Source organism: Rhizobium sp. 16-488-2b (genome assembly GCF_017741815.1).
GTDB lineage: Bacteria > Pseudomonadota > Alphaproteobacteria > Rhizobiales > Rhizobiaceae > Rhizobium.
In genome coordinates this window covers 127,067-148,925 of the sequence record NZ_JAGHMF010000020.1, presented here as the reverse complement: position 1 = coordinate 148,925, position 21,859 = coordinate 127,067, and the positions used below count along the sequence as shown (strand labels likewise).

General features: G+C 61.8%; 23 protein-coding genes, 1 other RNA gene and 1 riboswitch. Of the genes, 10 read left to right on the top strand and 14 right to left on the bottom strand.

Going from position 1 to position 21,859, the window contains the following annotated elements; all coding sequences use genetic code 11:
* Positions 1-89 precede the first annotated feature (89 nt).
* Complete coding sequence (rpmE, locus tag J5286_RS18260) at positions 90-311, top strand: 50S ribosomal protein L31 (protein WP_037182697.1); 222 nt, start codon at positions 90-92, stop codon at positions 309-311.
* A gap of 162 nt (positions 312-473) precedes the next feature.
* Here the strand turns inward: rpmE and rcdA are convergent, their stop codons facing one another.
* The 3 genes from rcdA to J5286_RS18245 form a co-directional block, all read right to left on the bottom strand.
* On the bottom strand, positions 474-989 hold the full coding sequence (gene rcdA, locus J5286_RS18255; protein ID WP_026283232.1) for a protease adaptor protein RcdA: 516 nt from the start codon (positions 987-989) through the stop codon (positions 474-476).
* A gap of 380 nt (positions 990-1,369) precedes the next feature.
* Positions 1,370-1,561 carry a DUF1192 domain-containing protein gene (locus J5286_RS18250; RefSeq protein WP_209191593.1) on the bottom strand — a complete coding sequence of 64 codons (192 nt, stop codon included), beginning with the start codon at positions 1,559-1,561 and terminating at the stop codon, positions 1,370-1,372.
* A 57-nt stretch (positions 1,562-1,618) separates the two neighbouring features.
* Positions 1,619-2,896, bottom strand: a complete 1,278-nt coding sequence (locus J5286_RS18245; protein ID WP_018899678.1) for an MFS transporter — start codon at positions 2,894-2,896, stop codon at positions 1,619-1,621.
* Between the two features lie 175 nt (positions 2,897-3,071).
* On the opposite strand from J5286_RS18245, the gene J5286_RS18240 reads away from it, so the two are divergent.
* Positions 3,072-3,236 carry a hypothetical protein gene (locus tag J5286_RS18240; RefSeq protein WP_018899677.1) on the top strand — a complete coding sequence of 55 codons (165 nt, stop codon included), beginning with the start codon at positions 3,072-3,074 and terminating at the stop codon, positions 3,234-3,236.
* Positions 3,237-3,350: 114 nt separating this feature from the next.
* Positions 3,351-3,749 (top strand): VOC family protein, encoded by a 399-nt coding sequence (locus tag J5286_RS18235; RefSeq protein ID WP_209191592.1) that lies wholly within the window; start codon positions 3,351-3,353, stop codon positions 3,747-3,749.
* 26 nt (positions 3,750-3,775) lie between these two features.
* Here the strand turns inward: J5286_RS18235 and J5286_RS18230 are convergent, their stop codons facing one another.
* Positions 3,776-4,219 (bottom strand): MarR family winged helix-turn-helix transcriptional regulator, encoded by a 444-nt coding sequence (locus tag J5286_RS18230; protein ID WP_209191591.1) that lies wholly within the window; start codon positions 4,217-4,219, stop codon positions 3,776-3,778.
* A 179-nt stretch (positions 4,220-4,398) separates the two neighbouring features.
* Between J5286_RS18230 and J5286_RS18225 the strand changes: the two genes are divergently transcribed.
* Positions 4,399-6,201: a chloride channel protein gene (locus J5286_RS18225; protein WP_209191590.1), complete on the top strand. Its 1,803-nt coding sequence runs from the start codon at positions 4,399-4,401 to the stop codon at positions 6,199-6,201.
* Positions 6,202-6,254: 53 nt separating this feature from the next.
* Here J5286_RS18225 and J5286_RS18220 read toward each other — a convergent pair whose 3' ends face one another.
* The 9 genes from J5286_RS18220 to tkt all read right to left on the bottom strand — a co-directional run bounded on the left by J5286_RS18220 (position 6,255) and on the right by tkt (position 17,277).
* Entirely contained in the window at positions 6,255-7,613 is a 1,359-nt protein-coding gene (locus J5286_RS18220; protein ID WP_209191589.1) for a voltage-gated chloride channel family protein, read from the bottom strand.
* 90 nt (positions 7,614-7,703) lie between these two features.
* A riboswitch (Fluoride riboswitch) is annotated at positions 7,704-7,784 on the bottom strand.
* Between the two features lie 57 nt (positions 7,785-7,841).
* Entirely contained in the window at positions 7,842-8,759 is a 918-nt protein-coding gene (locus J5286_RS18215; protein ID WP_209191588.1) for a PhzF family protein, read from the bottom strand.
* Positions 8,760-8,914: 155 nt separating this feature from the next.
* On the bottom strand, positions 8,915-9,811 hold the full coding sequence (locus tag J5286_RS18210; protein WP_209191587.1) for a fructose bisphosphate aldolase: 897 nt from the start codon (positions 9,809-9,811) through the stop codon (positions 8,915-8,917).
* A 252-nt stretch (positions 9,812-10,063) separates the two neighbouring features.
* Positions 10,064-11,266 (bottom strand): phosphoglycerate kinase, encoded by a 1,203-nt coding sequence (locus tag J5286_RS18205; RefSeq protein ID WP_209191586.1) that lies wholly within the window; start codon positions 11,264-11,266, stop codon positions 10,064-10,066.
* Between the two features lie 72 nt (positions 11,267-11,338).
* Positions 11,339-13,189 carry a potassium/proton antiporter gene (locus tag J5286_RS18200; protein ID WP_111563325.1) on the bottom strand — a complete coding sequence of 617 codons (1,851 nt, stop codon included), beginning with the start codon at positions 13,187-13,189 and terminating at the stop codon, positions 11,339-11,341.
* Between the two features lie 319 nt (positions 13,190-13,508).
* Positions 13,509-13,823, bottom strand: a complete 315-nt coding sequence (locus J5286_RS18195; protein ID WP_047509389.1) for a hypothetical protein — start codon at positions 13,821-13,823, stop codon at positions 13,509-13,511.
* 82 nt (positions 13,824-13,905) lie between these two features.
* Positions 13,906-14,034: a hypothetical protein gene (locus tag J5286_RS31550; protein WP_280637050.1), complete on the bottom strand. Its 129-nt coding sequence runs from the start codon at positions 14,032-14,034 to the stop codon at positions 13,906-13,908.
* Positions 14,035-14,220: 186 nt separating this feature from the next.
* Entirely contained in the window at positions 14,221-15,231 is a 1,011-nt protein-coding gene (gene gap / locus J5286_RS18190; protein WP_111563323.1) for a type I glyceraldehyde-3-phosphate dehydrogenase, read from the bottom strand.
* 72 nt (positions 15,232-15,303) lie between these two features.
* Positions 15,304-17,277, bottom strand: coding sequence for a transketolase (tkt, locus tag J5286_RS18185; RefSeq protein WP_209191585.1), 1,974 nt, complete (start codon positions 17,275-17,277; stop codon positions 15,304-15,306).
* Positions 17,278-17,649: 372 nt separating this feature from the next.
* Here tkt and J5286_RS18180 point away from each other — a divergent pair, with 372 nt between their 5' ends.
* From J5286_RS18180 to ssrS, 3 genes are all read left to right on the top strand, one after another.
* Positions 17,650-17,925, top strand: a complete 276-nt coding sequence (locus J5286_RS18180) for a DUF4164 domain-containing protein (protein ID WP_018899664.1) — start codon at positions 17,650-17,652, stop codon at positions 17,923-17,925.
* A gap of 15 nt (positions 17,926-17,940) precedes the next feature.
* Positions 17,941-18,318 (top strand): cell division protein ZapA, encoded by a 378-nt coding sequence (locus tag J5286_RS18175; RefSeq protein ID WP_018899663.1) that lies wholly within the window; start codon positions 17,941-17,943, stop codon positions 18,316-18,318.
* Positions 18,319-18,404: 86 nt separating this feature from the next.
* A non-coding RNA gene (gene ssrS, locus J5286_RS18170) (6S RNA) lies at positions 18,405-18,563 on the top strand.
* A 56-nt stretch (positions 18,564-18,619) separates the two neighbouring features.
* Here ssrS and J5286_RS18165 read toward each other — a convergent pair.
* A complete protein-coding gene (locus J5286_RS18165; protein ID WP_209191584.1) occupies positions 18,620-19,078 on the bottom strand; it encodes a hypothetical protein in 459 nt (152 codons plus the stop codon).
* A gap of 553 nt (positions 19,079-19,631) precedes the next feature.
* On the opposite strand from J5286_RS18165, the gene J5286_RS18160 reads away from it, so the two are divergent.
* The 3 genes from J5286_RS18160 to gnd all read left to right on the top strand — a co-directional run bounded on the left by J5286_RS18160 (position 19,632) and on the right by gnd (position 21,761).
* Entirely contained in the window at positions 19,632-19,775 is a 144-nt protein-coding gene (locus J5286_RS18160; RefSeq protein WP_018899661.1) for a DUF1127 domain-containing protein, read from the top strand.
* Positions 19,776-19,932: 157 nt separating this feature from the next.
* Positions 19,933-20,520 carry an IMPACT family protein gene (locus J5286_RS18155; protein WP_209191656.1) on the top strand — a complete coding sequence of 196 codons (588 nt, stop codon included), beginning with the start codon at positions 19,933-19,935 and terminating at the stop codon, positions 20,518-20,520.
* 221 nt (positions 20,521-20,741) lie between these two features.
* Positions 20,742-21,761 (top strand): phosphogluconate dehydrogenase (NAD(+)-dependent, decarboxylating), encoded by a 1,020-nt coding sequence (gnd, locus tag J5286_RS18150; RefSeq protein WP_018899659.1) that lies wholly within the window; start codon positions 20,742-20,744, stop codon positions 21,759-21,761.
* The last annotated feature ends 98 nt before the right edge of the window (positions 21,762-21,859 follow it).

The window sequence follows — 21,859 nt, the reverse complement described above, 5'->3', positions numbered from 1 at the left end:
CCAGTAGCGACTGCGGCTTCATTTATTCAATCGGTCCTCTTGTCGCAACGTGGTGCGTCAAATGGACGTGACATCGCAGGAAGATTGTTATGAAGGCTGAAATCCATCCCGACTACCACACCATCAAGGTAGTCATGACCGACGGCACCGAATACGAAACCCGCTCGACCTGGGGTTCGGAAGGCGCCGTGATGAACCTCGAAATCGATTCCAAGTCGCACCCGGCCTGGACGGGCGGCAACCAGCAGCTCATGGACCGCGGTGGCCGCGTTTCCAAGTTCAACAAGCGTTTCGGCGGCCTCGGCCTCTAATCGCTGCTGTTGCACTGATTTCGAAGGAGCCCTGCGAAAGCGGGGCTTTTTTGCGTTTGGGCTACGCTTGAGCTGAACGCCGATTAGCGGGCTAACGCCCAGACAACAAAAAACCGGCCGCGCAGGGAACGCAGCCGGTTTATGCAGTCTACTTTGAATGGATCAGTTGTTGCCGAAGGCCGTCTGCAGCAGGCTGAGCTGAGCCTGGACGCTGTTCTGGTTGTCAGGAACGATCGCTGCTTCGTTCGGGCGATAGATTTCGCGGTCGAGCAGGGCGACGCGGTTCTGCAGGCGCAGCGAGCGTTCGATCAGATCGCGGAAGGCTTCCGGCAGGTCGCCCCAGCCCGGTGCGTTGCGGTCGACGTTGAAGCCGTCGAGGCGAACCTTGTTCTTTTCGGCCAGAACCTGATCGCGCGACATCTCGCCATTGTTGACGGCGCGCTGCAGAAGGAGCCAGGAAGCCATCTGCATCAGGCGGGTGGTGAGGCGCATGGATTCCGCTGCGTAGAGAACCGATGCCATGCGCGGCAGAACCTTGGATGCGGTGCGGCCATTGCCATCCAGATAGGCGGCGGTCTCTTCGACCAGCGACATGCCCTCGGAGTACAATGTCTTAAACTGCGACGATGCGGCAGCGCGTCCTGCAAAACTGATCGTGTTCAATCCAAGCTCTGACATTTAAAGGGTCCCTGTTGCACGCATCTACTTATTGATCAGGTAACGCAGGCCGGTCCCAAAAGGTTTCACCGGTCGGCCTTAATGACTTTAAAGATGGTAGTTTTAGCCTAATAGCGCAAGGCGTTTCTTAATAAAGGGTTAACTTCCACAGTTTCGTGGTTTTCGTCCCCAGCCAATGCGAAAAAGGAGAGCCGCAAAAGCGGCTCTCAAGGTAAAACAGGGAGAAAAATCAGACCAATTCACCGCATGGGAAACTGTCTGAGATCCAGAGCAAGTCCGGATGAGCACATCAATACATTAGAAAGCTTAACGCCTCATTAAGTGTGTGCCGAATTAACACTTGCGCGGCGGCTATAAATCAAATCCGGGGTTTTGCCGGCTTACGATTTGAAGAGGTTTTCTGCAGCCAATCTTCCCGATGCCTTGCGCGCGGCTTCGTGCTCGATGCGCGAAATCTCGGCCTTGAGCATGTCGATACGCGCGTTCAGCTCGTCCACCGACATCATCGAGAGGTCCATCCCGATCTCGTGATTCGGTTTCTTCTGCGGCCGGTCGTCATCCATGAAGCTCATGTTCGGTCCTCCGTCCTCGTGTCGGCGGGCAAGCGCCCGGCCGTCTCCGCTTCAAGTCTATCGGGTTGCCGGCTCCATCGGCGGCTCCGGCGTCTTGTTCTGCCCGCGATCGGCAAGCGTCATGCCCTCGGGCGTCATCATCTGCGATGTGGCCGTCGGGATGGTGGTGAAGGCGTCGCGGTCGCTTGCCGGGATGGCGGCGCGCGCGCGGCTGCGGATGATCGCGTAAGCCGTGATCAGCACGTGGGCGAGTGCGGTCACCAGGAACAGTGCGTGCGGGCTTGCCATCGACATGACGGGGCCGCCAATCGTCGGGCCGATGATGGTGCCGATACCGTAAAGCAGCAGCAGGCCGCCGGAGACCTTCACGAAGTCTTCCGAGGAGGCATAGTCGTTGGCGTGGGCGACGGCGATCGGATAGAGCGTGTTGGCAACCGCGCCATAGAGCACCACCAGCGTGATGATGAAGGCGGGCGAGGAGGGGTGGAGGACGACGAGCATCAGACCGGCAAGGGCCGCGATCGCCGACATGGCCGCCAGCACGTAGCGGCGGTCGATGCGGTCGGACAAGCGGCCGGCCGGGAGCTGCATGACGGCGCCGGCAAAGATGGTCGAGCTCATCATAATGGCGATCGAGGTATCCGAGAGGCCGGCGCCGGCGCCGAAGACGGCGCCCAGCGTGCCATAGGCGCCATTGGCGATGCCAACCAGGAGAATGCCGAGGCAGGAAACCGGCGAATTGCGATAGAGCGCCTTGAGATCGAGCTTCACGGCCTTCAGCGGCTGCGGCGAGGCGGCGGTCGACAGCAGCGTCGGCAGCATGGCGATGCAGTAGAAGATGCCGCAGATCATGAAGAGGATGGGCGTGCGCACATCCTCGAGCGGGATCATCATCTGGCCGGCGACGACGCCGATCAGGGTGATGGCGATATAGAGCGAGAAGATCGCGCCGCGGCTCTCGTTTGTCGCGCGTTCGTTGAGCCAGCTCTCGATGATCATCGAGGTGCCGGCTGTGGCGAAGCCGGTGACGGCGCGCAAGAGCACCCACCAGACCGGATGAACGGCGATGCCGCTGACCAGCGCGATGATGGCGATGATCGAGATAAAGCCGGAGAAGGCGCGCACATGGCCGACGCGGCTGACCATCTTCGGCGCAACAAGGCAACCGATGACGAAGCCGGCTGCCCAGGATGTGCCGAGCAGGCCGAGCGTGGTGGTCGCATAACCTTCGAGATTGCCGCGGACGGGGAGGAGGATACCTTGCAGGCCATTGCCCATGAACAGAAAGAGCGTGCCGAACAGAAGTGCGGCGACGGATAGAAGATTTCGTTTCATTGGCCCCCCATGCAACTCAGCTTACATGCACAAAGACATATGGCAGCACACGATGCTGCCCAGTCTTTGAAATGTTGATTGTGTCCCCGAATGCCTTTACGGCATGTTTATGGGCAGTCGTCGCGCGAAATAATGTCCGTCCTGTGACATCAAGAACATATGGAAAAATAAAGACATGACGAAGCTGATCGCGCTTCTCCTGATGCTTGCGATGGTGGTGCACCTGATCAAGCCGCTCGGTCTGCCGGGCCTCAGGAAGCGCGCGGATTTCTGGAAGATCGCACTGTTTGCCTTCGCGATCTGGGCCGTCGCGCTGCTTGGGCGGGATCTGTTTGTTTAGGCGCAATTGGTTGTAGAGACGCCGGTCGCGGGAAGAGGCTCGCCCTCAGATGGTGTCAGGCTGCTGTTTCGGCTATTGTGATGATTGCTTGGACGCTTCTTGGGGGGAGAAGACATGCTTGCCCTGCATCACGTGTCGATCATCACTGATGACCTGGAGAAATCTCTACCGTTTTACCGCGATGTCTTTGGTCTTTCCGAAATCCCTCGGCCGGACTTTCCGGTGGGCGGGGCGTGGCTCGCCTGCGGCAGTCTGCAGGTCCACCTCGTCGTGCATCCCGAGGGCACCTTCCGGCAACGGCCAAACATCGATCGCAACGACTGGCACTTCGCGTTTCGGACCGATGACTTCGAGGCCGTTCTCGAACGCCTCGCCGCCCTCGGCTTCAGCGGGGATCTGCCCGACGACGATCCCAAGCACATGCTGATTTTCCGCACCGGGATGGCGGGGTTCCCGCAGCTTTATCTTCGTGACCCTGATCGCAATATCGTCGAGATCAACGGAGCGCCTTGAGGGCTGCCCACAGGCTCGTCGATATCCTACGCCGACCACGGATCATCGGGCAGTGGCGTTTCCTCCTGGATGCTCTGGAGGATAGCGATCAGGCGCGGTGCCATTTCGCGGATTTCTTTGAGGTGGATGGTCGTCAGCTGTTTGAGGACGGCTTCGGCCTGGTCGGTCAGGATGAGCGTCTGGCGTCGGCGGTCGTTGGGGTCGGGGCGGCGGCTGACGTGGCCGGCGGCCTCAAGACGGCCCACCAGTTCGGTCGCGGTATGCGGCGCGATGATCAGGCGCTCGGCAAGAAGGCCGACGGTCATCGGATCGGGCGCGCGGTGCCCCTTGATGGCGAGCAGCGCCTGGTGCTGCTGCGCGGGCAGGCCGGCTTCAAGCGCGGCTGACGCGCTGAAATCCATGAAACGGCGCAGCGTGTGGCGAAGGTTCGCGAGCGCTTCGTAATCCTCGTCCGACAGATCGTCCCGCATCGCCACATCCTTCCGTCAACGCCCATGAAAGTCAGGGCGATCTCTAGCCGTTATCGCCGCCATCCGCAAAGCCCGCGGCGCGAGGCGCGCGCCTTATGAGACGCGAGAGATCGGTCTCTTGATTTATATCGTAATACGATATATTTGAGCGCGCAGATAAACACCAGACAGGATCGACCATGCCCCCAAAATCTCTTCCTCCCGATACGTCCCCCAATACCGCTTCCCTACTGCCGCGCCGCGCGGCGGGCGATTTCACCACCGACAGGCGCGTTCTGGCGCTGATCGCGATGGCCGTCGTCGTCGGCACCGGCGGCGCGTTCGCGGCGTGGCTGTTGGTCAGCCTGATCTCGCTCGTCTCGAATATCGTCTGGTTCGGAAAGGTCAGCCTCGTTGCCGAGAGCCTGGCGCATGCGCATCCGTCGCTGTGGATGCTTGTCGTGCCTGTCATCGGCGGACTGATCATCGGGCTGATGGCGCGCTTCGGCTCGGAGAAGATCAGGGGACACGGCATCCCTGAGGCCATCGAGGCCATCCTGATCGGCGGAAGCCGCATGTCGCCGAAGGTGGCGGTGCTCAAGCCGCTGTCGTCGGCGATCTCGATCGGCACCGGTGGCCCGTTCGGCGCCGAAGGGCCGATCATCATGACCGGTGGCGCGATCGGTTCGCTCTTCGCGCAGTGCTTCGAGATGAGCTCGGCGGAGCGCAAGTCTCTGCTGGTTGCGGGTGCTGCCGCCGGCATGACGGCGATCTTCGGCACGCCGATCGCGGCCCTTCTCCTGGCGGTCGAGCTTCTTCTGTTCGAATGGAAGCCGAGAAGCTTTATTCCGGTGGCCGTGGCTGCCTGTGTGTCGGCTTGCTGGCGGCCGTTTCTGTTCGGCGCCGGTCCGCTGTTTCCCGCGCATTTCGACATGAGCCTGCCCTGGTGGGGGATTGCGCTCTGCGCCGGGCTCGGCATTCTCACCGGCTTCGCGTCCGGTCTCCTGACCGTGCTCCTCTACAAGGTCGAGGACCTGTTCGAGGCCCTGCCTGTTCACTGGATGTGGTGCCCGGCGATCGGTGGCCTGTTCATCGGGATCGGCGGGCTGATCGAGCCGCGCGCGCTCGGTGTCGGCTACGATATCATCGAGGATCTGCTGCATAGCAACGTGCTTCCGGCCGCTGTCCTCACCATCCTCGCCGTGAAGGTGGCGATCTGGCTGATCGCATTGTCATCCGGCACCTCTGGCGGCGTGCTCGCGCCGCTGCTCATCTTCGGTGGGGCGATTGGCTGGCTGGCCGGGCTGTTTCTGCCAGGGGACCAGGGGTTTTGGGCGTTGATCGGCATGGCCGCGATGATGGGCGGCACGATGCGCGCGCCACTGACCGGAACCTTTTTCGCGGTGGAGCTGACGGGAGACCTGTCGGCGCTCCTGCCGCTGCTTGCCGCCACGGTGTCCGCCTATGCGGTGACGGTGCTTGTGCTTCGGCGCTCGATCCTCACGGAAAAGATCGCCCGGCGCGGCCAGCACATCACGCGCGAATACGGCATCGATCCGTTCGAGCTGACGCGCGCCCGCGACATCATGATCGTGGATGTCGATGTGCTTTCATCGCGGCAGACGGTGGGGGAGGTGAAGACCTTCTTCGAGACGGCCGAGAAGACGCATCGCGTCTATCCCGTCGTCGACGACCAGCGTGTGCTGCTCGGCCTGATCTCACGCGCCGATGTGCTGCGGTGGCGTCAGGAGGGCGTGGCGTCCGATGTCAGCATTGTCGACGCAACATCGAATGCCGACATCGCTTATGCGCTTGCGGATGATACGGTCGGGCATGTCACGGACATCATGCTGAATTCGGGAGAAGGGCGCATCCCCGTGATCGATCCGCAGACGAAGCGGCTGGTCGGGCTGATCGCGCGCAAGGATCTGCTGCATCTGCGGCACTCCTTCAAGGCGAGCGAGACGGAGCGCCGGCCTTATCTGTTTTCAAACGCTGCCTAGGTCGATGCCGAACAAGTCGCCCGCCACGTTCTCGTGGCGGGCGTTTTCGTGCCTTACTTCTCGACACCCTCGACAGCCGGCACCTTCCGATCCCTGACATGGCGGAGCGACACGCCTGAGGGGATCGTGCGCATGGCGCGGCGTTTTGGGACGCCGAGGCGCTGGGCCAGATAGATGCTCGAATGGCCGCTGCAGAGATAGGCGAGGAAGCAGGCGACGGCGAGGTAGACGGCGTGGGTGGCGCCGAAGAGCTCGATGCCCATGATCATGCACGCGAGCGGCGTGTTGGTGGCGCCGGCGAAGATCGCCACGAAGCCGAGACCGGCGAAGAGATCGGACGGCGCGCCGAAGAGAGCCGCCAGCGCATTGCCGAGTGCGGCGCCGATGAAGAACAGCGGGGTGACCTCGCCACCTTTGAAGCCGGCGCTCAGTGTGACGATGGTGAAGAGCGCCTTCCAGAACCAGCTCCAATAATCGACGGCGCCGGGCGCAAAGAAGCCCGCGATGGTGGGGTCGGCGGCGTCGGGCGACCAGACGCCGAGGCCGAGATAGGCGCGGGTGCCGAGCAGATGGACGAGGCCGATCAGGATCAGCCCGGCCAAAACCGGGCGCAGCGGGGCGTAGGGTAGGAGCTTCTTGAACAGTGCCGAGGCTGCGTGGGAAAGCTCGGCGAAGGATTTCGCCGCGAGCCCCAAGATGACGCCGGCGACCGCGACTTTCGACAGCAGGATCGCATCGAGATGGAAGACATTGGCGGGCGCGTCGGCGAGATAAGCGATGTGGTAGTGCGTGTGCTCGATGCCCCAGGCGTGGCAGGCCCAGTCACCGGTGACTGCGGCCATCAGGCAGGGGATCAGCGCTTCATATTGCATGCGGCCGATGGTCAGCACTTCGAGCGCGAAGATGGCGCCGGCGATCGGTGTGCCGAACACCGCGCCGAAGCCGGCCGCGACGCCGCCCATGAGGAGGATACTGACATCGGCGGGCGACAGGCGGAAGAGTTTCGCCACGGCGCTGGCGATGCTGCCGCCAAGCTGCACCGCCGTGCCTTCGCGTCCGGCCGAGCCGCCGAAGAGATGGGTGGCGACGGTGGAGACGAGGATGAGCGGTGCCATGCGCAGGGGAACGCCGGCACCGGGTTCGTGGATCTGATCGACGATGAGGTTGTTGCCGCCCTCGGCGGACTTTCCAAATGTCTGGTAGATCAGCACCATGAGGAAACCGGCAGCGGGCAGGCCGTAGAGCAGCCAGGGATGGTCGAAGCGGCTCCTGGTCGCAAGATCGAGCGCCCAGAGGAAGAATGCGCAGAGCGAGCCGACGACAACCGCCATCGGAACGATGACGGCGATCCATTTGCCGATGTCGCGAAGCTGGCGCAGGCGGATGCCGAAAATATCGGAGAAGGCGATCATAGTGCTGCCCCCTGATGACGGGCGGTATCGCCGGCGATGTGTGATGGAACGAAGACTTCGAACATGACTCTACCCTTTCGCGCGATGGCAAATGAAGTAGGAGTCATCGGCTTCGTCGGGGAAGCGGTTCAGCCTTTTCTGGCCTCGGCAGAATCCATTGCCGATAGCCAGTTTGATATCGCTTGCGCCGGATTGCTGTCAAGCGCGCCGCGATCCATCGCGACATGATCAGCAGGCGATCACGCCGCGCATGACCTCGACGCAGGCGCCCGCGATCACAACGTCGGTGACCACGCCGCCGGTCTTCGTCACCTCGATGCCGATGAGGCTGCGGCGGCCCATTTCGACGCCCTGCTCGATGGTCAGCGATACCGTCATGTCGGGATCGGGCTCCAGCGAGACGAGGTAGGCGCCGAGCGCGGCCGAGGCGCTGCCGGTGGCGGGGTCTTCCGGGACGTTGTCGAGCGGGGCGAACATGCGGGCGCGGATTTGCCAGGGCTTGTCGGCCGAGCGGACATAGACGAACAGCGAGAAGTCGTGGTTTCCCTCGAGCGTTGGGCCGGCGGCATCCTGGAAGTAAGCGAGGTTGGGGCGGGCGCGGGCAAGCGTGTCGAGATCGGCGAGTTCGGCGACGACGAAGCTCAGGCCAACGGATGTCGTCAGTGGCTGGTGGATGCGGGTGCTGACTTTCGCGCCGTCGATTGCGATGCAACGGGCGATGGTGTCTGCAGGGACAGTGTTGCCAGTCGATAGGGGCTTCGGCGCGCGGATCGCGGTCGAGGTCACGCGGCCCTGTTCGCGGCGCACGTCGACGGTGACAACGCCGGCCTTTTCCTCGAAGCGCATGACGTCGCCGACCGGTTGGCCGAAGATGTCGTCGAGATTGCCGAGCACATAGGCGGTGCCGACATTGGGGTGGCCGGCGAAGGGCACTTCCGTCGTCGGGGTGAAGATGCGCACACGGGCGGTGTTCTCGGGGTTTTCGGGCGGCAGAACGAAGGTCACTTCCGAATAGCCGAACTCGGCGGCGATCTTCTGCATCTGATCATCGGAGAGGCCGCGCGCATCCGTCATCACAGCCAGCGGGTTGCCTTCGAAGCGGGTGGAGGTGAAGACATCGACGGTGGTGAAGGAAACGGCGGTCATTGCGTGCTCCGATGGTTCAGGAGCGCAATCAGTAGCCATCGCCGCCGCTTGGCAGAAGGGGAATTCTTGTCGCCGTGACAATCGATCGATGACGACGCGTGGCAACAAAAAACCGGCCGCCAGAGGCAGCCGGTTTGTAGAGATAGGCGGGCAGATCAGGCCTTGTTGACGCTAGCGGCGTAGATCTCGTTGATCGTTTCAGCCAGGCTCGCGTCGAACTCCGCGTCGCTCATCGAAACGCGCAGGTTTTCCGTCAGCGCGCGCGAGAAGCTTGCGATCATGCCGTGGTTGTGGCTGAGCTTCTCGCAGGCGTCGGTGCGGCTGTAGCCGCCAGAGAGTGCTACGACGCGCACGACCTGCTTGTGGTCGACCAGAGGCGCGTAGAAATCGGCGACCGTCGGGATCGTCAGTTTCAGCACCACCTTTTCGCTCGCCGGAAGCAGATCGAGCTGCTTTGCGATCTCGTCGCGAAGGATGGCCTCGGCCTCTTGCTTCGTCGGGCTCTTGATGGAAACTTCAGGCTCGACGATCGGAACGAGGCCGCTGCCGATGATCTGGCGTGCCACCTCGAACTGCTGCTTTACGACAGCCGCAATGCCGGTTCGGTCGGCGCTTGCGATCACCGAGCGCATCTTGGTGCCGAAAATTCCCTTGTCGCGGCCGCGCGCGAGTAGCGTCTCCAGCTCTGGCATGGGCTTCATCATCTGGACGCCGTTTTCCTCGGCGGCCAGGCCCTTGTCGATCTTCAGAAGCGGAACGACGCCGCGCTTTTCCCAGAGATAGGAAGGAACCGGCTGGCCATCGACGTCGCCGTCCATGGTCCGCTCGAAGAGGATCGCGGCGATGATCTTGTCGCCTGTGAAGGCCGGCGCGCTCATGATGCGAACGCGCATGGCGTGCATCAGGCGGAACATCTCCTCGTCGCCCTGGTAATCGCTGTCGGCAATGCCGTAGAGGCGCAACGCTGCGGGTGTCGAACCACCGCTCTGGTCCAGCGCTGCAATGAATCCCGGCGCCGAGCTGATCTTGTCCAACATCTTCGCGTCCACCATACTTCACTCCTTCCGTAAAACCGGCGCGTCGCGTCCGGATTTTGCTCTATGTCAAAGCCGATAGGCACTCGAATCTGCGATATCAGAAGAATTTTAAAAGGAAAATCCTGGTGTAAGCTATTGAAACGATTGAAATCATTTCAAACGTTTGAAAGTTAAGTGTTATTTTAGTGCCAACGAAAAGACCGCGAAAGCGCTGGCTCCCGCGGTCTTCAATGAAACGGTCCAAACAGGCCAAAAGCCCGGTTTGACTTACTTGGCCTTGGTGAGGACCTCGACACCAGGAAGGACCTTGCCTTCCATCCATTCCAGGAACGCACCGCCTGCGGTCGAGACGTAGGTGAAGTCATCGGCAACGCCCGCGTGGTTCAGCGCCGAGACGGTATCGCCGCCGCCTGCCACCGAGGTGAGCTTGCCAGCCTTGGTGCGCTCTGCCGCATATCGCGCGGCGGCAACGGTTGCCTTGTCGAAGGGTTCGATCTCGAAGGCGCCGAGCGGGCCGTTCCAGACCAGCGTGTTGGCGCGCTCGATCCAGGCCTTCACAGCTTCGACCGACTTCGGGCCGACGTCGAGCATCATGGCGTCATCGGGGATGGCGTCGATGGCGACGATCTCGTTGGCGGCACCCGCCTTGAACTCGCGGGCGACGACGCCGTCCTCGGGCAGAACGATCGCGCAGCCAGCGGTGGCGGCTTCGATCATGATCTGGCGGGCGGTGTCGGCGAGATCATGCTCGCACAGCGACTTGCCGACGCTGGTGCCGCGCGCGGCGATGAAGGTGTTGGCCATGCCGCCGCCGATGACGAGGGCGTCGACCTTCTTCACGAGGTTCATGAGGAGATCGATCTTGGTCGAGACCTTGGCTCCGCCGACGATGGCAACGACGGGACGGACCGGCTGGCCGAGGCCCTTTTCCAGCGCTTCCAGTTCAGCCTGCATGGTGCGGCCGGCGTATGCCGGGAGGTGACGGGCAAGGCCTTCGGTCGAGGCATGGGCGCGGTGCGCGGCCGAGAAGGCGTCGTTGACGTAGATGTCGCCATTGGCGACCAGCGCCTTGACGAAATCGGGGTCGTTCTTTTCCTCGCCCTTGTGGAAGCGGGTGTTTTCAAGAAGCAGGATGTCGCCATCCTTCATGGCGGCCACGGCACGGGCGGCGGCTTCGCCGATGACGTCGGTTGCCGTCTGCACGGGATGATCGAGCACGGCTTCAACCGAGGGGGCGATCAGGGTGAGCGACAGGTCCGGCGAGGGGCCATCCTTGGGGCGGCCGAAGTGCGCGAGAAGGATAACCTTGGCGCCCTTCTTGGAGAGTTCCTTGATGGTCGGGGCGACGCGCTCGATGCGGGTCACGTCCGTCACCTTGCCGTCTTTTACCGGGACGTTGAGGTCGACGCGGACGAGAACGCGCTTTCCGGCAATGTCGTTAAGATCGTCGAGTGTCTTGAAGGAAGGCATTGGGAAATCCGTTCGTTTATTGCCTGAAAAGATGCGGGGACCATAGCAAGGATCATCGCGGACGCAAGGCGTTCAGCGCGGGTTTTCGTCGGCTTTTCCACCCGCCGCGGCGGCTGCCGCCTCCTTGTTCTTGCGGCTCTTGAAGCGGTCATGCACGCGGTCGATAATATCGCGCAGATTGATGAAGATCGGCAGCGTCACGGCCGGCTCGACGGCCTCCAGCGACATGCCGATCGCGCTGATATGATCGTGGTCGTCGAGGTCGCGGACGATGAGGATGATGGATCCCAGGCGCACGCGGTCGGCATATTCCGCCTTGCCGCCGAGACGCTGCTTCATCAGCTCGGCGATGGTCAGGCCCTTCTCGTTTTCGTTCAACAGGCCGGGGCCATAGGCGGCGTCGAGATCGGTCGCCGGGCGGCTCGGGGAGAGCGCGAAGGCGCCGAAGAAATCGGTGTCGTCTTCCTCCACCGGCACGCGGCTTGCGAAGAGCTTGTCGAGCAGGCGCGAATAGGAGGGGACGATGAAGAGATAGACGAGATCGTTCTCGCGCAGGCGGCCGGCATATTGATAGCGCATCGACTTGCCGTCGCGGATGACGAGCGAGGGTGTCGCCCAGCGCGGAATGCGCTCGCCGCGCAGCACGGGGCTGTCCTTGACGACGCGGTAGGAGAGGAGCTCGTGGTTGGCCGCACCCGGCAGGTCGACCTCCACCTTGTCGACGGCGCCGATGCGCGGCGGAATGATCAGGCCGAGCTTCTTAGCGACCGGCTTGATGGTCCAGCCCTGCACCAGCAGCGAGACGAGCACGATGATGAAGGCGGTGTTGAAGTAGACTTGGCCGTTTTCCAGCCCGCCAAGGATCGGCATGATGGCAAGCAGGATGGAGACGGCGCCGCGCAGGCCGACCCAGGCGACGAAGCCGATCTCCTGCTGCGTGTAGTCGAAGGGCAGCAGCGACAGCCAGATCGCCAGCGGCCGGGCGATGAAGATCAGGAAGAGCGCAAGCAGAACGGCGGGGATGGCGATCGCGCCAAACTGCGAAGGCGTCGCCAGAAGGCCGAGCACCAGGAACATGATGATCTGCGCCAGCCAGGTCATGCCATCCTGGAAGCGCTTGATTGAGGCATAGCCGGGCAGCTTGCGGTTGCCAGCATAGATGCCGGCGACGTAGACCGCGAGGAAGCCACTGCCGCCGACGGCGCCGGTGAACGAGAAGACCAGGAGCGCCAGCGCCAGAACGAAGATCGGCGTCAGGCCGCGATCGGTCTCCAGCCTGCCGACGATTAGCACGATCATCATGCCGCCGAGCAGGCCGAGGATGACGCCGAGGCCCATCTGCTGCACGAACATGGCGAGCATGCCGATGTTGATACCGTGATAGCGCTCGCCCGATGCCAGGACCTCGACGAGCGCGATGGTCAGAAAGATCGCCATCGGGTCGTTGGTGCCGGATTCGACCTCGAGCGTCGAGCGCACCTTGTCGCGGATGTTGATGCCGCCGATGCGCAGCAGGAAGAAGACGGCGGCGGCGTCGGTGGAGGCGACGATGGAGCCGAGCAGCATGCCCTCGAGCCAGGTGAAGTTCAAAAGCCACATGGCGGCGACGGCAAACAGGGACGCCGTCATCAGGACGCCGACCGATGCCAATGTTATCGAGGGGACGGCGGCGAGCTTGAAGGCCTGCACCGGCGTGCCGAAACCGGAATCGAACAGGATGATGGCAAGCGCGATCGAGCCGAGGATGTAGGCGAGGTAGTTGTTGGTGAACTCGATGCCGAGGCCGTCGCTACCAGCAAGCAGGCCGATGCCGAGAAACAAGAGCAGAAGGGGCGCGCCGAAGCGGAAGGCGAGCAGGCTGGAGAAGGCCGCAAGAAGCACGAGCGCCGTCGATACCAGTACGACGATGTAGAATGCTTCCATGCCCGAACCCCTTTATGCAAATATCTATCGCCGCAGTGTCGCCCCCCGTCGCATGCGGCTGTCTAAAACTATGGTATCGCGTCTCCAGTTCCGGTCCGATGCCCGCCAGTAAACGGCAAAATCCAAACGAAGGGTAGACCTAAAGGGCTATCCTTGCGCTTTGCTGCATCATGCTGCTGAGCGATCCGCCTAACGGCAAATCAAATGAACGGTTGGAGAGTGATCCTGAGTAAAGTGTAGGATCAAATCAGGCGAGAGCAGGGCAGAAATCGCTGCCCTGTCCTTTTCTTGGACAATCGTCGTGTATTTCTCTTTGGCCTTACGCTTCTTCGTCGCTGTCGTCTTCATCCGCGTCCGAAATCGGGATGAGGAAGACGACGAATTCGTCGTCGATGGTGCGCGAGGGGTCGTCGTCGAACTCGTAGGCATGCTCGACTTCGCTCGCCTCATCCGGGGTCGCCTTGCGCAGGGTGAGCGGCGCCTTGCCATCCCATACCGGCTTGCCTTCGGTCTCGAGCACCGTCAGATCCTCGCGGAAATCCTCTGCCTCGATGAAGTGCTTGGCGTCCTCGGCGTTTTCCGAGCGGAAACTCGCGATGGCTTTGCCTGATATCTCGATGGTGAAATAATCCATTGAATTGTCTTTCGTTTCGCTGATGTCTAACATTATGGTGTTCGTTCGCGCCACGCCAGCCCCGCAGCCGTCGTGCGTGCAATTATCGCGGTCCCATCAGTCGCGAGGAGGAGGCCAGCAGCGGCTGGCCCTTGGCGAGCTGCTTGGAGCCGCCGCCGACGACGGTCAGGCTGAGCACGCCGGCGATCATGACAAGTAGGATTGCCAACATCAGGATTTTCATGGGTGGTTCGCTCGTTGTCGGTTTGGCGTCTCGTTGCGCGACCGCGTTGCAGCTGATTGAATTTACCCCATTCGGCTGGATACGGGCAAGCGCGTTCGACCTTCCAGCGCGTCCTAACAAACGAAAAGCGGCCCGGTTTCCCGAGCCGCTTTCCTAAGTCTTGTCGCGAAGACCTTAGATGGTCTTGGCGAAGGCGACAGCCGTGTCCGACATGCGGCTGGAGAAGCCCCACTCGTTGTCGTACCAGGACAGAACGCGCACGAAGTTGCCTTCCATGACCTTGGTCTGGTCGGAGGCGAAGATCGAGGAGTGGCTGTCGTGGTTGAAGTCGCGCGAAACCAGCGGCTCGTCGGTGTAGCCGAGGATGCCCTTCAGCTTGCCGTTGGAAGCAGCCTTGATGGCTTCGTTGATTTCGGCAACCGAGGTGGCCTTCTTGGCAACGAACTTGAAATCGACGACCGAAACGTTCGGGGTCGGAACGCGGATCGAGGTGCCGTCGAGCTTGCCCTTGAGGTGCGGCATGACGAGGCCAACGGCCTTTGCTGCACCCGTCGAGGTCGGGATCATGGACAGGGCTGCGGCGCGGGCGCGGTACAGGTCCTTGTGCATGGTGTCGAGCGTCGGCTGGTCACCCGTGTAGGAGTGGATCGTGGTCATGAAGCCATGATCGATGCCGACGAGATCGTCGAGAACCTTGACGACCGGCACGAGGCAGTTCGTCGTGCAGGAGGCGTTGGAGATGACCAGGTGTTCCTTGGTCAGCTGGTCGTGGTTGACCCCGAAGACGACGGTCAGGTCGGCACCGTCGGCAGGAGCCGAAACGATGACGCGCTTGGCGCCAGCCGTCAGGTGAGCGGCAGCCTTGTCGCGCGAGGTGAAGATGCCGGTGCATTCCATGGCGATGTCGATGCCGAGTTCGGCGTGCGGCAGCTGTGCCGGGTCGCGAACAGCGGTGACCTTGATCGGCTTGCCGCCGCCGACGGTGATCGTGTCACCTTCGACCTTCACTTCGGCCGGGAACTTGCCGTGGATCGAGTCGTAACGCAGCAGGTGCGCGTTGGTCTCGACCGGGCCGAGGTCGTTGATGGCAACGACTTCGATGTCCGTGCGGCCGGATTCAACGATGGCGCGGAGAACATTGCGGCCGATACGACCGAAGCCGTTAATGGCAACCTTTACAGTCATGTGTGTCTCTCCCGAGAGTAGGGCTTGGTTTATAAGCAAAGAGGAGCGCCCTGAGGCGCTCCTTGTATCAGATCAAAGCTTGGCTTCAACTGCGGCGACGACGGCTTCCGTCGTGATGCCGAACTTCTTGAAGACATCCTTGGCAGGACCCGAAGCGCCGAAGCCCTTCATGCCGATGAAAGTGCCTTCCGGTCCGATGAACGCATCCCAGCCTTCGCGAACGGCGGCTTCGACGGCGATCTTGATCGGCGACTTGCCGAGAATCTCGGCGCGGTAGGCATCCGGCTGCTCGAAGAACAGTTCGGTCGAGGGGACCGAGACGACGCGGACGGTAACGCCCTTTTCTTCAAGTGTCTTGCGGGCGGCAACGGCCAGCTCGACTTCGGAGCCCGAAGCGAAGATCGTCACCTTGGCGTCGGCATTGCCTGCCAGCGTGTAGGCGCCGAGTTCGCAGAGGTTCTTCTCGCTGTACTCGGTACGAACCGTGGTGAGGTTCTGGCGGGTGAGCGCCAGGCCCGACGGACGGTCCTTGGTGTTCAGCGCGATCTGCCAGCACTCGGCGGTTTCGACTGCGTCGGCCGGGCGGAACATCATCAGGTTCGGGATGGCGCGCAGCGAGGCCATCTGCTCGACCGGCTGGTGGGTCGGGCCATCTTCGCCGACGCCGATTGAATCGTGCGTCAGAACGTGGACGACACGGATGCCCATCAGCGAAGCGAGGCGGATCGGAGGACGGCAATAATCCGAGAAGATCATGAAGCCGCCGCCGTAGGGGATCAGACCGCCGTGCAGCGCGATACCGTTCATGGCAGACGCCATGCCGTGCTCGCGGATGCCCCAGTGCATGTAACGACCGGCGAAGTCCGTCGGCGTGATCGAATGCATCTGGCTGGTCTTGGTGTTGTTCGACGGCGTCAGGTCGGCGGAGCCGCCGATCGTCTCGGGCAGGAAGCCGTTGATGACTTCAAGCGCGTCTTCGGAAGCCTTGCGGGTCGCAACGGTCGGCTTGGTCTCGGCGAGCTTCTTCTTGTAGTCGCTGATGGCGGCGTCGAAGCCCTGCGGCAGGTCGCCCGCGAAGCGGCGGGTAAACTCGGCCTTGGTCGCTGCCTTTTCGAGGCGGCCTTCCCATGCCTTGACGGCTTCAGCCGAACGGGTGCCAGCGGCGCGCCAATCGGAGAGAACGTCGTTCGGGATGACGAAGGGTTCGTATTCCCAGTTCAGCGCCTTGCGGGTGGCTGCGATTTCCTCGGCGCCGAGCGGCGAACCGTGAACCTTGTGGCTGCCCTGCTTGTTCGGGGCGCCGAAGCCGATCACGGTCTTGCAAGCGATGAAGGTCGGCTTGTCGGACTTGTGGGCTTCCTCGATGGCTGCTGCAATCGCTGCCTGGTCGTGGCCGTCGACTTCGATCGTGTGCCAATGAACAGCCTTGAAGCGCATGATCTGGTCGGTCGAATCCGACAGGGAGACAGCGCCGTCGATGGTGATCGAGTTGTTGTCCCAGAAGAGGATGAGCTTGTTGAGCTTCAGATGGCCGGCGAGCGCGATGGCTTCATGGCTGATGCCTTCCATCAGGCAGCCGTCGCCGTTGATCACGTAGGTGTAGTGATCCTGCAGGTCGGCGCCGAATTCCTCGCGCAGCTTGCGTTCGGCGATCGCCATGCCGACGGCATTGGCAATGCCCTGGCCGAGCGGGCCGGTGGTGGTTTCGATGCCCGTGGCGTGGCCGTATTCCGGGTGGCCGGCGGTCTTGGAGCCGAGCTGGCGGAACTGCTGGAGGTCATCAACCGACATGTCAGGGTAGCCGGTTAGATAGAGCAGCGAGTAGAGCAGCATCGAGCCGTGGCCGGCCGACAGCACGAAGCGGTCGCGGTCTGGCCAATGCGGCTTCAACGGGTCGAACTTCAGATACTTCGAGAACAGGACGGTGGCGACATCGGCCATACCCATCGGCATGCCCGGATGGCCGGAATTCGCCTTCTCGACTGCATCCATTGAGAGGAAACGGATCGCGTTTGCCATCCGGTCGTGTTGTTCAGGAGAAATCATCGCTATTCCGCTTGTTCCGGGGTGTCGGGGGATGGCCTCAAGCCTGCGGAGACCATCAATGAGAGCGGGTGCACAAATAGCAGTTGGAGCAGGCAAGTCAATAAATCGAAGCCCTAATAGAGGGGTCGAAATGACGATTTTTGACATTTGACCAACGATTTTAACAAAAGTTGACAAGCGTGTGACAGAGCTGCTGATGGGGGCGCTGACAGAGCCATGCGCATAGTTGCCGATTTCAGTCATCCACAACTAGCTCGCCTGCCACCTTCCAGCCTTTATTGACGGGCAGTTGGCGAGCTGCATATCCTTTTGAAAACATCGCGTCGGGCCTCAATACCGATTCGCGGGTCTTGCGCGGGGAACCGGAAAGACATGACATCCACAGGCAACAGCATCGATGCAGCGCTCCTCGAGCTCCGGCAGGCGATTTCGGCGCTCGACAGCGCCGTCGACGCCCGGATCGAGCGGCAGCGCGAGACCGGCGAGATCGAGGGCGAGGTGCGCCGCGTGCATGCCGATCGCTCCAAGCTGGCGCAGGAGCTCGACCAGGCGGAATTCCGTGCGAACCGGCTGGAAGAGGTCAATCGCGAGGTCTCACGTCGTCTGGTGACGGCGATGGAGACGATCCGCGCGGTTCTCGACCGCTAATAAAGGGCTTAGGATATGGCGCAGGTAACGGTAACGATCGACGGCAAGGCCTATCGCATGGCCTGCGAAGAGGGGCAGGAAGATCACCTGACCGATCTCGCCACCCGTTTCGACCGCTATGTCGGCCATCTCAAGGATCAGTTCGGCGAAATCGGCGATCTCCGCATCACCGTCATGGCCGGCATCATGATCATGGACGAGATCTCGGAACTGACCCGGCGCGTCGCCAGCCTGGAAGATGAACTCAACAGCCTGCGCAGCAACCGCGACACGGTGTTGGCGGCAACCAGCCGCACAGAAGAGAGCATCGCAGCCGCAATCGTCGAGGTCAGCAGCCAGCTGCGCGGGATCACCGACAAGCTGAACGGCCGGGCGCCGGCGGCTCTGAACTAGGCGGGTCCAACTGAAGCGCTCGAATTAAATCCGGGACGCCCGCGTCAGCCTCTGGCGCGCGTCATGGATCGGTCTTATATAGCAGTTGCGATCTGCGCCTCTCGACAGGAACCACAATCCCTGGGGCCATACTCGATCCAAAGGGAGCTGTCCCTGGCCAGGCCCGTGGGCTTGGACATATGGCGCCCACCTACGTTTGTAGGCACCCAGGATCGTAAACCTCCATCGGTTGCCGCGGATCGCACTCTTCCTTCTCATCTCCGGCAATCGTATCGCGCTTCGAGCGCCCTGGTATCAGGCGCTATTCAGCGCCGTTTTCCTTCATGCAGGTCGTCAGCGCGGCAAATGCCTCCTCCGTGCCCGTCAGCGGCAGGATGACGTCAATGCCGTTGGCGGTGACCGTCAGTTCCTTGCCCGAGGTCAAGGCGGTGACGGCCGCAGCATCGTTCGGAACGTCGATCGTCACCGTCTTGTCGCTGTCGGCAGTCGAGGAGAAATCCGCGGCGGCCGCGCCATCCACCGACCACGTGCCGTTGACGCGCTCACCCTTGGCGATCGCGAAAGCGTCGGCATTGGCAAACAGCGCCAGCTTGTCGCCGACGGCGAGGTAGCCGATGCCGGTGTGGTTGTTCTGGGCAAGGCAACCGATGAACGTGTCGCCATCCGTCATCGGGGTGACGCCGAAATCGGCGGCGCGGGTGGCTGTGACCGGGAGCAGGGTGGTGGTTACAAGCGTGGCCGCGGCGAGGATATGCTTCATGTGACGTCCTTGTTGCGCGGGTGCTGGCACGGCCGCCTGATGTCGCGCATTCGATCACGCCGGCGCGCTTCTACTGCCGTATGCCGAGTTTGCTGGCAATGGGGTGCGGCTGCTTGCGGCGAAAAACGGGCTCCTCGTGAGCCTTTCACAGTCCGTCCGGTACTGTGTCGCAGGCTTGCCAATAAAGCATGCGCTGAGCGCACGGGATGCGTTTCGAGTTTTTCTCACGCAGAGATCGCTGATTTTCCGAGGCGCGGAGCCGATATCCGTCGATTAAAACGGTTAAAACACTTTAACGATTGTGATCGAGCCGATCGCTATTCTGGGAATTCGGGCGAAATCGCCGCAAAATGGCGTTTCCCTAAAACGTTTACGGCTTTTCTGAGGGCAAAAATATTAAGCAGCATCGTTTTAGTTATGCGCTTGGCGCATGGGTGTTCTGATGCTTTAGCGCTGTTCGTTGTCGGCCTTCATGCATATATTCGCATCAACAGAGAGACACGGGTAGCAAACACGCTGCCAAGCGCTGAAAGCCCTAGGAAAGGGGATCATCATGAACGTAGCACGCTCCTTCAATAACTGGCGCAAGTATCGTCAGACCGTTAGCGAACTTGGCCGCATGTCCAACCGTGCGCTGAACGACCTCGGTATCGACCGCTCCGAAATCCAGCGCGTTGCTCGCGACGCCACTCGCTAACAAGCGATCGCTGCTCTTCATGAGCAGATAGATTTGAAACGCCCGTTGCTTCCAGCTGCGGGCGTTTTGCTTTTGTGGCCTTTGATTTGCGAGCGGGGCTTGGCTTCAAGCCGGTTTTGCTTGCGAAGCGCGCGCTGCTGGCGATATGGCAATGGCCATGTTTTCACTCACCCGCATCGAGACCCTGGAGCAGATCGTCAAGAAGAGCCGGTTTCTGGCTGTCGCGGCGCCGATCGGCTCCGAAGAGGATGCTAAGGATTTTCTCGCCGCGCACGGCGATCCCGCCGCCAACCATAATTGCTGGGCGTGGCGGATCGGCCAGAACTATCGCTTCAACGATGATGGCGAGCCGAGCGGCACCGCCGGCAAGCCGATCCTGCAGGCGATCGACGGGCAGTCGCTCGACCGGGTGGCGGTCGTCGTCACCCGCTGGTTCGGCGGCGTTCTGCTTGGAACCGGCGGCCTGATCCGCGCCTATGGCGGCACGGCTGCCGCGTGCCTCAGGGCCGCGGTGACGGTCGAGCTGGTCGCGACCGTCGAGGCCGAGATCGCGGTGAATTTCTCGGATCTGGCTCTGGTGAAGGCGCGGCTTGCGGGCTTCGCCGGCGTGCGCGTCGTGGCCGAGGTGTTCGTGGATGCGGGTGCGCTGCTGACGCTTTCCGTTCCGGAAGCCGTGTTCCCTGAGACCGCACGGATGCTCAGCGATGCCACCAGCGGGCGCGTAATTCTTGCGGTGCAGCAATGAGCCGCAGCCTTATTGGCGGTTTGCGGTTGACATTCGAAATATTTTTTTAGTTTCCAGATTCGGCGGAATGCCTTGCGGGCTCGCGGTTCTCGCGTTCATCGGCGCGCGAAGCGGTAGCGTTCCCGCTATTGTGACGGAGACTTCGCTTGCGTGCTGCAGTGCGAGTGATAGGTATTCGCGCATAATATCGATTAGATTCTCAATTCTCAGGAGATTATGAGATGCAGCTTGGCATGGTTGGCTTGGGCCGTATGGGCAGCTTCATGGTCCAGCGCTTGATGCGTGATGGCCATGAATGCGTGGTCTATGATGCGAAGACGGAAAGCGTAAACGATCTGGTCGGCAAGGGCGCCATCGGCAGCGCTTCGCTGGAAGAGTTCGTTTCGAAGCTTTCACGCCCGCGCGCCGTGTGGCTGATGCTGCCGGCGGCCATCACCGACAAGGTGATCGCGCAAATCACGCCGCTGCTCGACAGCGACGATATCATCATCGACGGTGGCAACTCCTATTATCACGACGACATTCGCCGTGGCGGCGAGCTGATCACCAAGGGCCTGCACTATGTCGACGTCGGCACCAGCGGCGGCGTGTTCGGTCTCGAGCGCGGCTATTGCCTGATGATCGGCGGCGAAAAGGCCGTGGTCGAATCGCTTTCGCCGATCTTCAAGTCGCTGGCACCTGGCGTCGGCAATGTCGTTCCTTCGGCGCATCGCCCGGACCAGGCCGGCAGCACGGCCGAGCAGGGCTATCTGCATTGCGGCCCGCACGGCGCCGGCCACTTCGTCAAGATGGTGCACAACGGCATCGAATACGGCCTGATGGCGGCTTACGCCGAAGGCTTCAACATCCTGAAGCGCGCCAATATCGGCGCTGACAATCATGAAGTCGACGCCGAGACGGCGCCGATCGCGCATCCTGAGCACTACCAGTACGACTTCAATCTGCAGGACGTCGCCGAAGTGTGGCGTCGCGGCAGCGTCATCACCTCCTGGCTGCTCGACCTGACCTCGGATGCGCTGCATGCGGATCCCGCGCTCGGCGCCTATGCCGGGCGCGTTTCGGATTCGGGCGAAGGCCGCTGGACGATCATGGCCGCCATCGACGAGAGCGTTCCGACACCGGTTCTGAGTGCCGCGCTCTACAGCCGCTTCTCCTCGCGCGACAACGACGAGTTCGCCAACAAGGTGCTCTCGGCCATGCGCGCCGGCTTCGGCGGTCACGTCGAAAAGCCGAAGGCGTAAACCATTCAGCAATAATGGTTATCCAAGCCCACGCAGCCACAAGCTGCGTGGGCTTTTCTTTCCCGCGCTTCAATATAAGCTACGCTATATATATTGGA

Bases quoted from the DNA above. Each gene is read 5' to 3' on its own strand.
- rpmE (WP_037182697.1), top strand. From the start codon at position 90: ATGAAGGCTGAAATCCATCCCGACTACCACACCATCAAGGTAGTCATG.
- rcdA (WP_026283232.1), bottom strand. From the start codon at position 989: ATGTCAGAGCTTGGATTGAACACGATCAGTTTTGCAGGACGCGCTGCC.
- J5286_RS18250 (WP_209191593.1), bottom strand. From the start codon at position 1,561: ATGAGCTTCATGGATGACGACCGGCCGCAGAAGAAACCGAATCACGAG.
- J5286_RS18245 (WP_018899678.1), bottom strand. From the start codon at position 2,896: ATGAAACGAAATCTTCTATCCGTCGCCGCACTTCTGTTCGGCACGCTC.
- J5286_RS18240 (WP_018899677.1), top strand. From the start codon at position 3,072: ATGACGAAGCTGATCGCGCTTCTCCTGATGCTTGCGATGGTGGTGCAC.
- J5286_RS18235 (WP_209191592.1), top strand. From the start codon at position 3,351: ATGCTTGCCCTGCATCACGTGTCGATCATCACTGATGACCTGGAGAAA.
- J5286_RS18230 (WP_209191591.1), bottom strand. From the start codon at position 4,219: ATGCGGGACGATCTGTCGGACGAGGATTACGAAGCGCTCGCGAACCTT.
- J5286_RS18225 (WP_209191590.1), top strand. From the start codon at position 4,399: ATGCCCCCAAAATCTCTTCCTCCCGATACGTCCCCCAATACCGCTTCC.
- J5286_RS18220 (WP_209191589.1), bottom strand. From the start codon at position 7,613: ATGATCGCCTTCTCCGATATTTTCGGCATCCGCCTGCGCCAGCTTCGC.
- J5286_RS18215 (WP_209191588.1), bottom strand. From the start codon at position 8,759: ATGACCGCCGTTTCCTTCACCACCGTCGATGTCTTCACCTCCACCCGC.
- J5286_RS18210 (WP_209191587.1), bottom strand. From the start codon at position 9,811: ATGGTGGACGCGAAGATGTTGGACAAGATCAGCTCGGCGCCGGGATTC.
- J5286_RS18205 (WP_209191586.1), bottom strand. From the start codon at position 11,266: ATGCCTTCCTTCAAGACACTCGACGATCTTAACGACATTGCCGGAAAG.
- J5286_RS18200 (WP_111563325.1), bottom strand. From the start codon at position 13,189: ATGGAAGCATTCTACATCGTCGTACTGGTATCGACGGCGCTCGTGCTT.
- J5286_RS18195 (WP_047509389.1), bottom strand. From the start codon at position 13,823: ATGGATTATTTCACCATCGAGATATCAGGCAAAGCCATCGCGAGTTTC.
- J5286_RS31550 (WP_280637050.1), bottom strand. From the start codon at position 14,034: ATGTTGGCAATCCTACTTGTCATGATCGCCGGCGTGCTCAGCCTGACC.
- gap (WP_111563323.1), bottom strand. From the start codon at position 15,231: ATGACTGTAAAGGTTGCCATTAACGGCTTCGGTCGTATCGGCCGCAAT.
- tkt (WP_209191585.1), bottom strand. From the start codon at position 17,277: ATGATTTCTCCTGAACAACACGACCGGATGGCAAACGCGATCCGTTTC.
- J5286_RS18180 (WP_018899664.1), top strand. From the start codon at position 17,650: ATGACATCCACAGGCAACAGCATCGATGCAGCGCTCCTCGAGCTCCGG.
- J5286_RS18175 (WP_018899663.1), top strand. From the start codon at position 17,941: ATGGCGCAGGTAACGGTAACGATCGACGGCAAGGCCTATCGCATGGCC.
- J5286_RS18165 (WP_209191584.1), bottom strand. From the start codon at position 19,078: ATGAAGCATATCCTCGCCGCGGCCACGCTTGTAACCACCACCCTGCTC.
- J5286_RS18160 (WP_018899661.1), top strand. From the start codon at position 19,632: ATGAACGTAGCACGCTCCTTCAATAACTGGCGCAAGTATCGTCAGACC.
- J5286_RS18155 (WP_209191656.1), top strand. From the start codon at position 19,933: ATGTTTTCACTCACCCGCATCGAGACCCTGGAGCAGATCGTCAAGAAG.
- gnd (WP_018899659.1), top strand. From the start codon at position 20,742: ATGCAGCTTGGCATGGTTGGCTTGGGCCGTATGGGCAGCTTCATGGTC.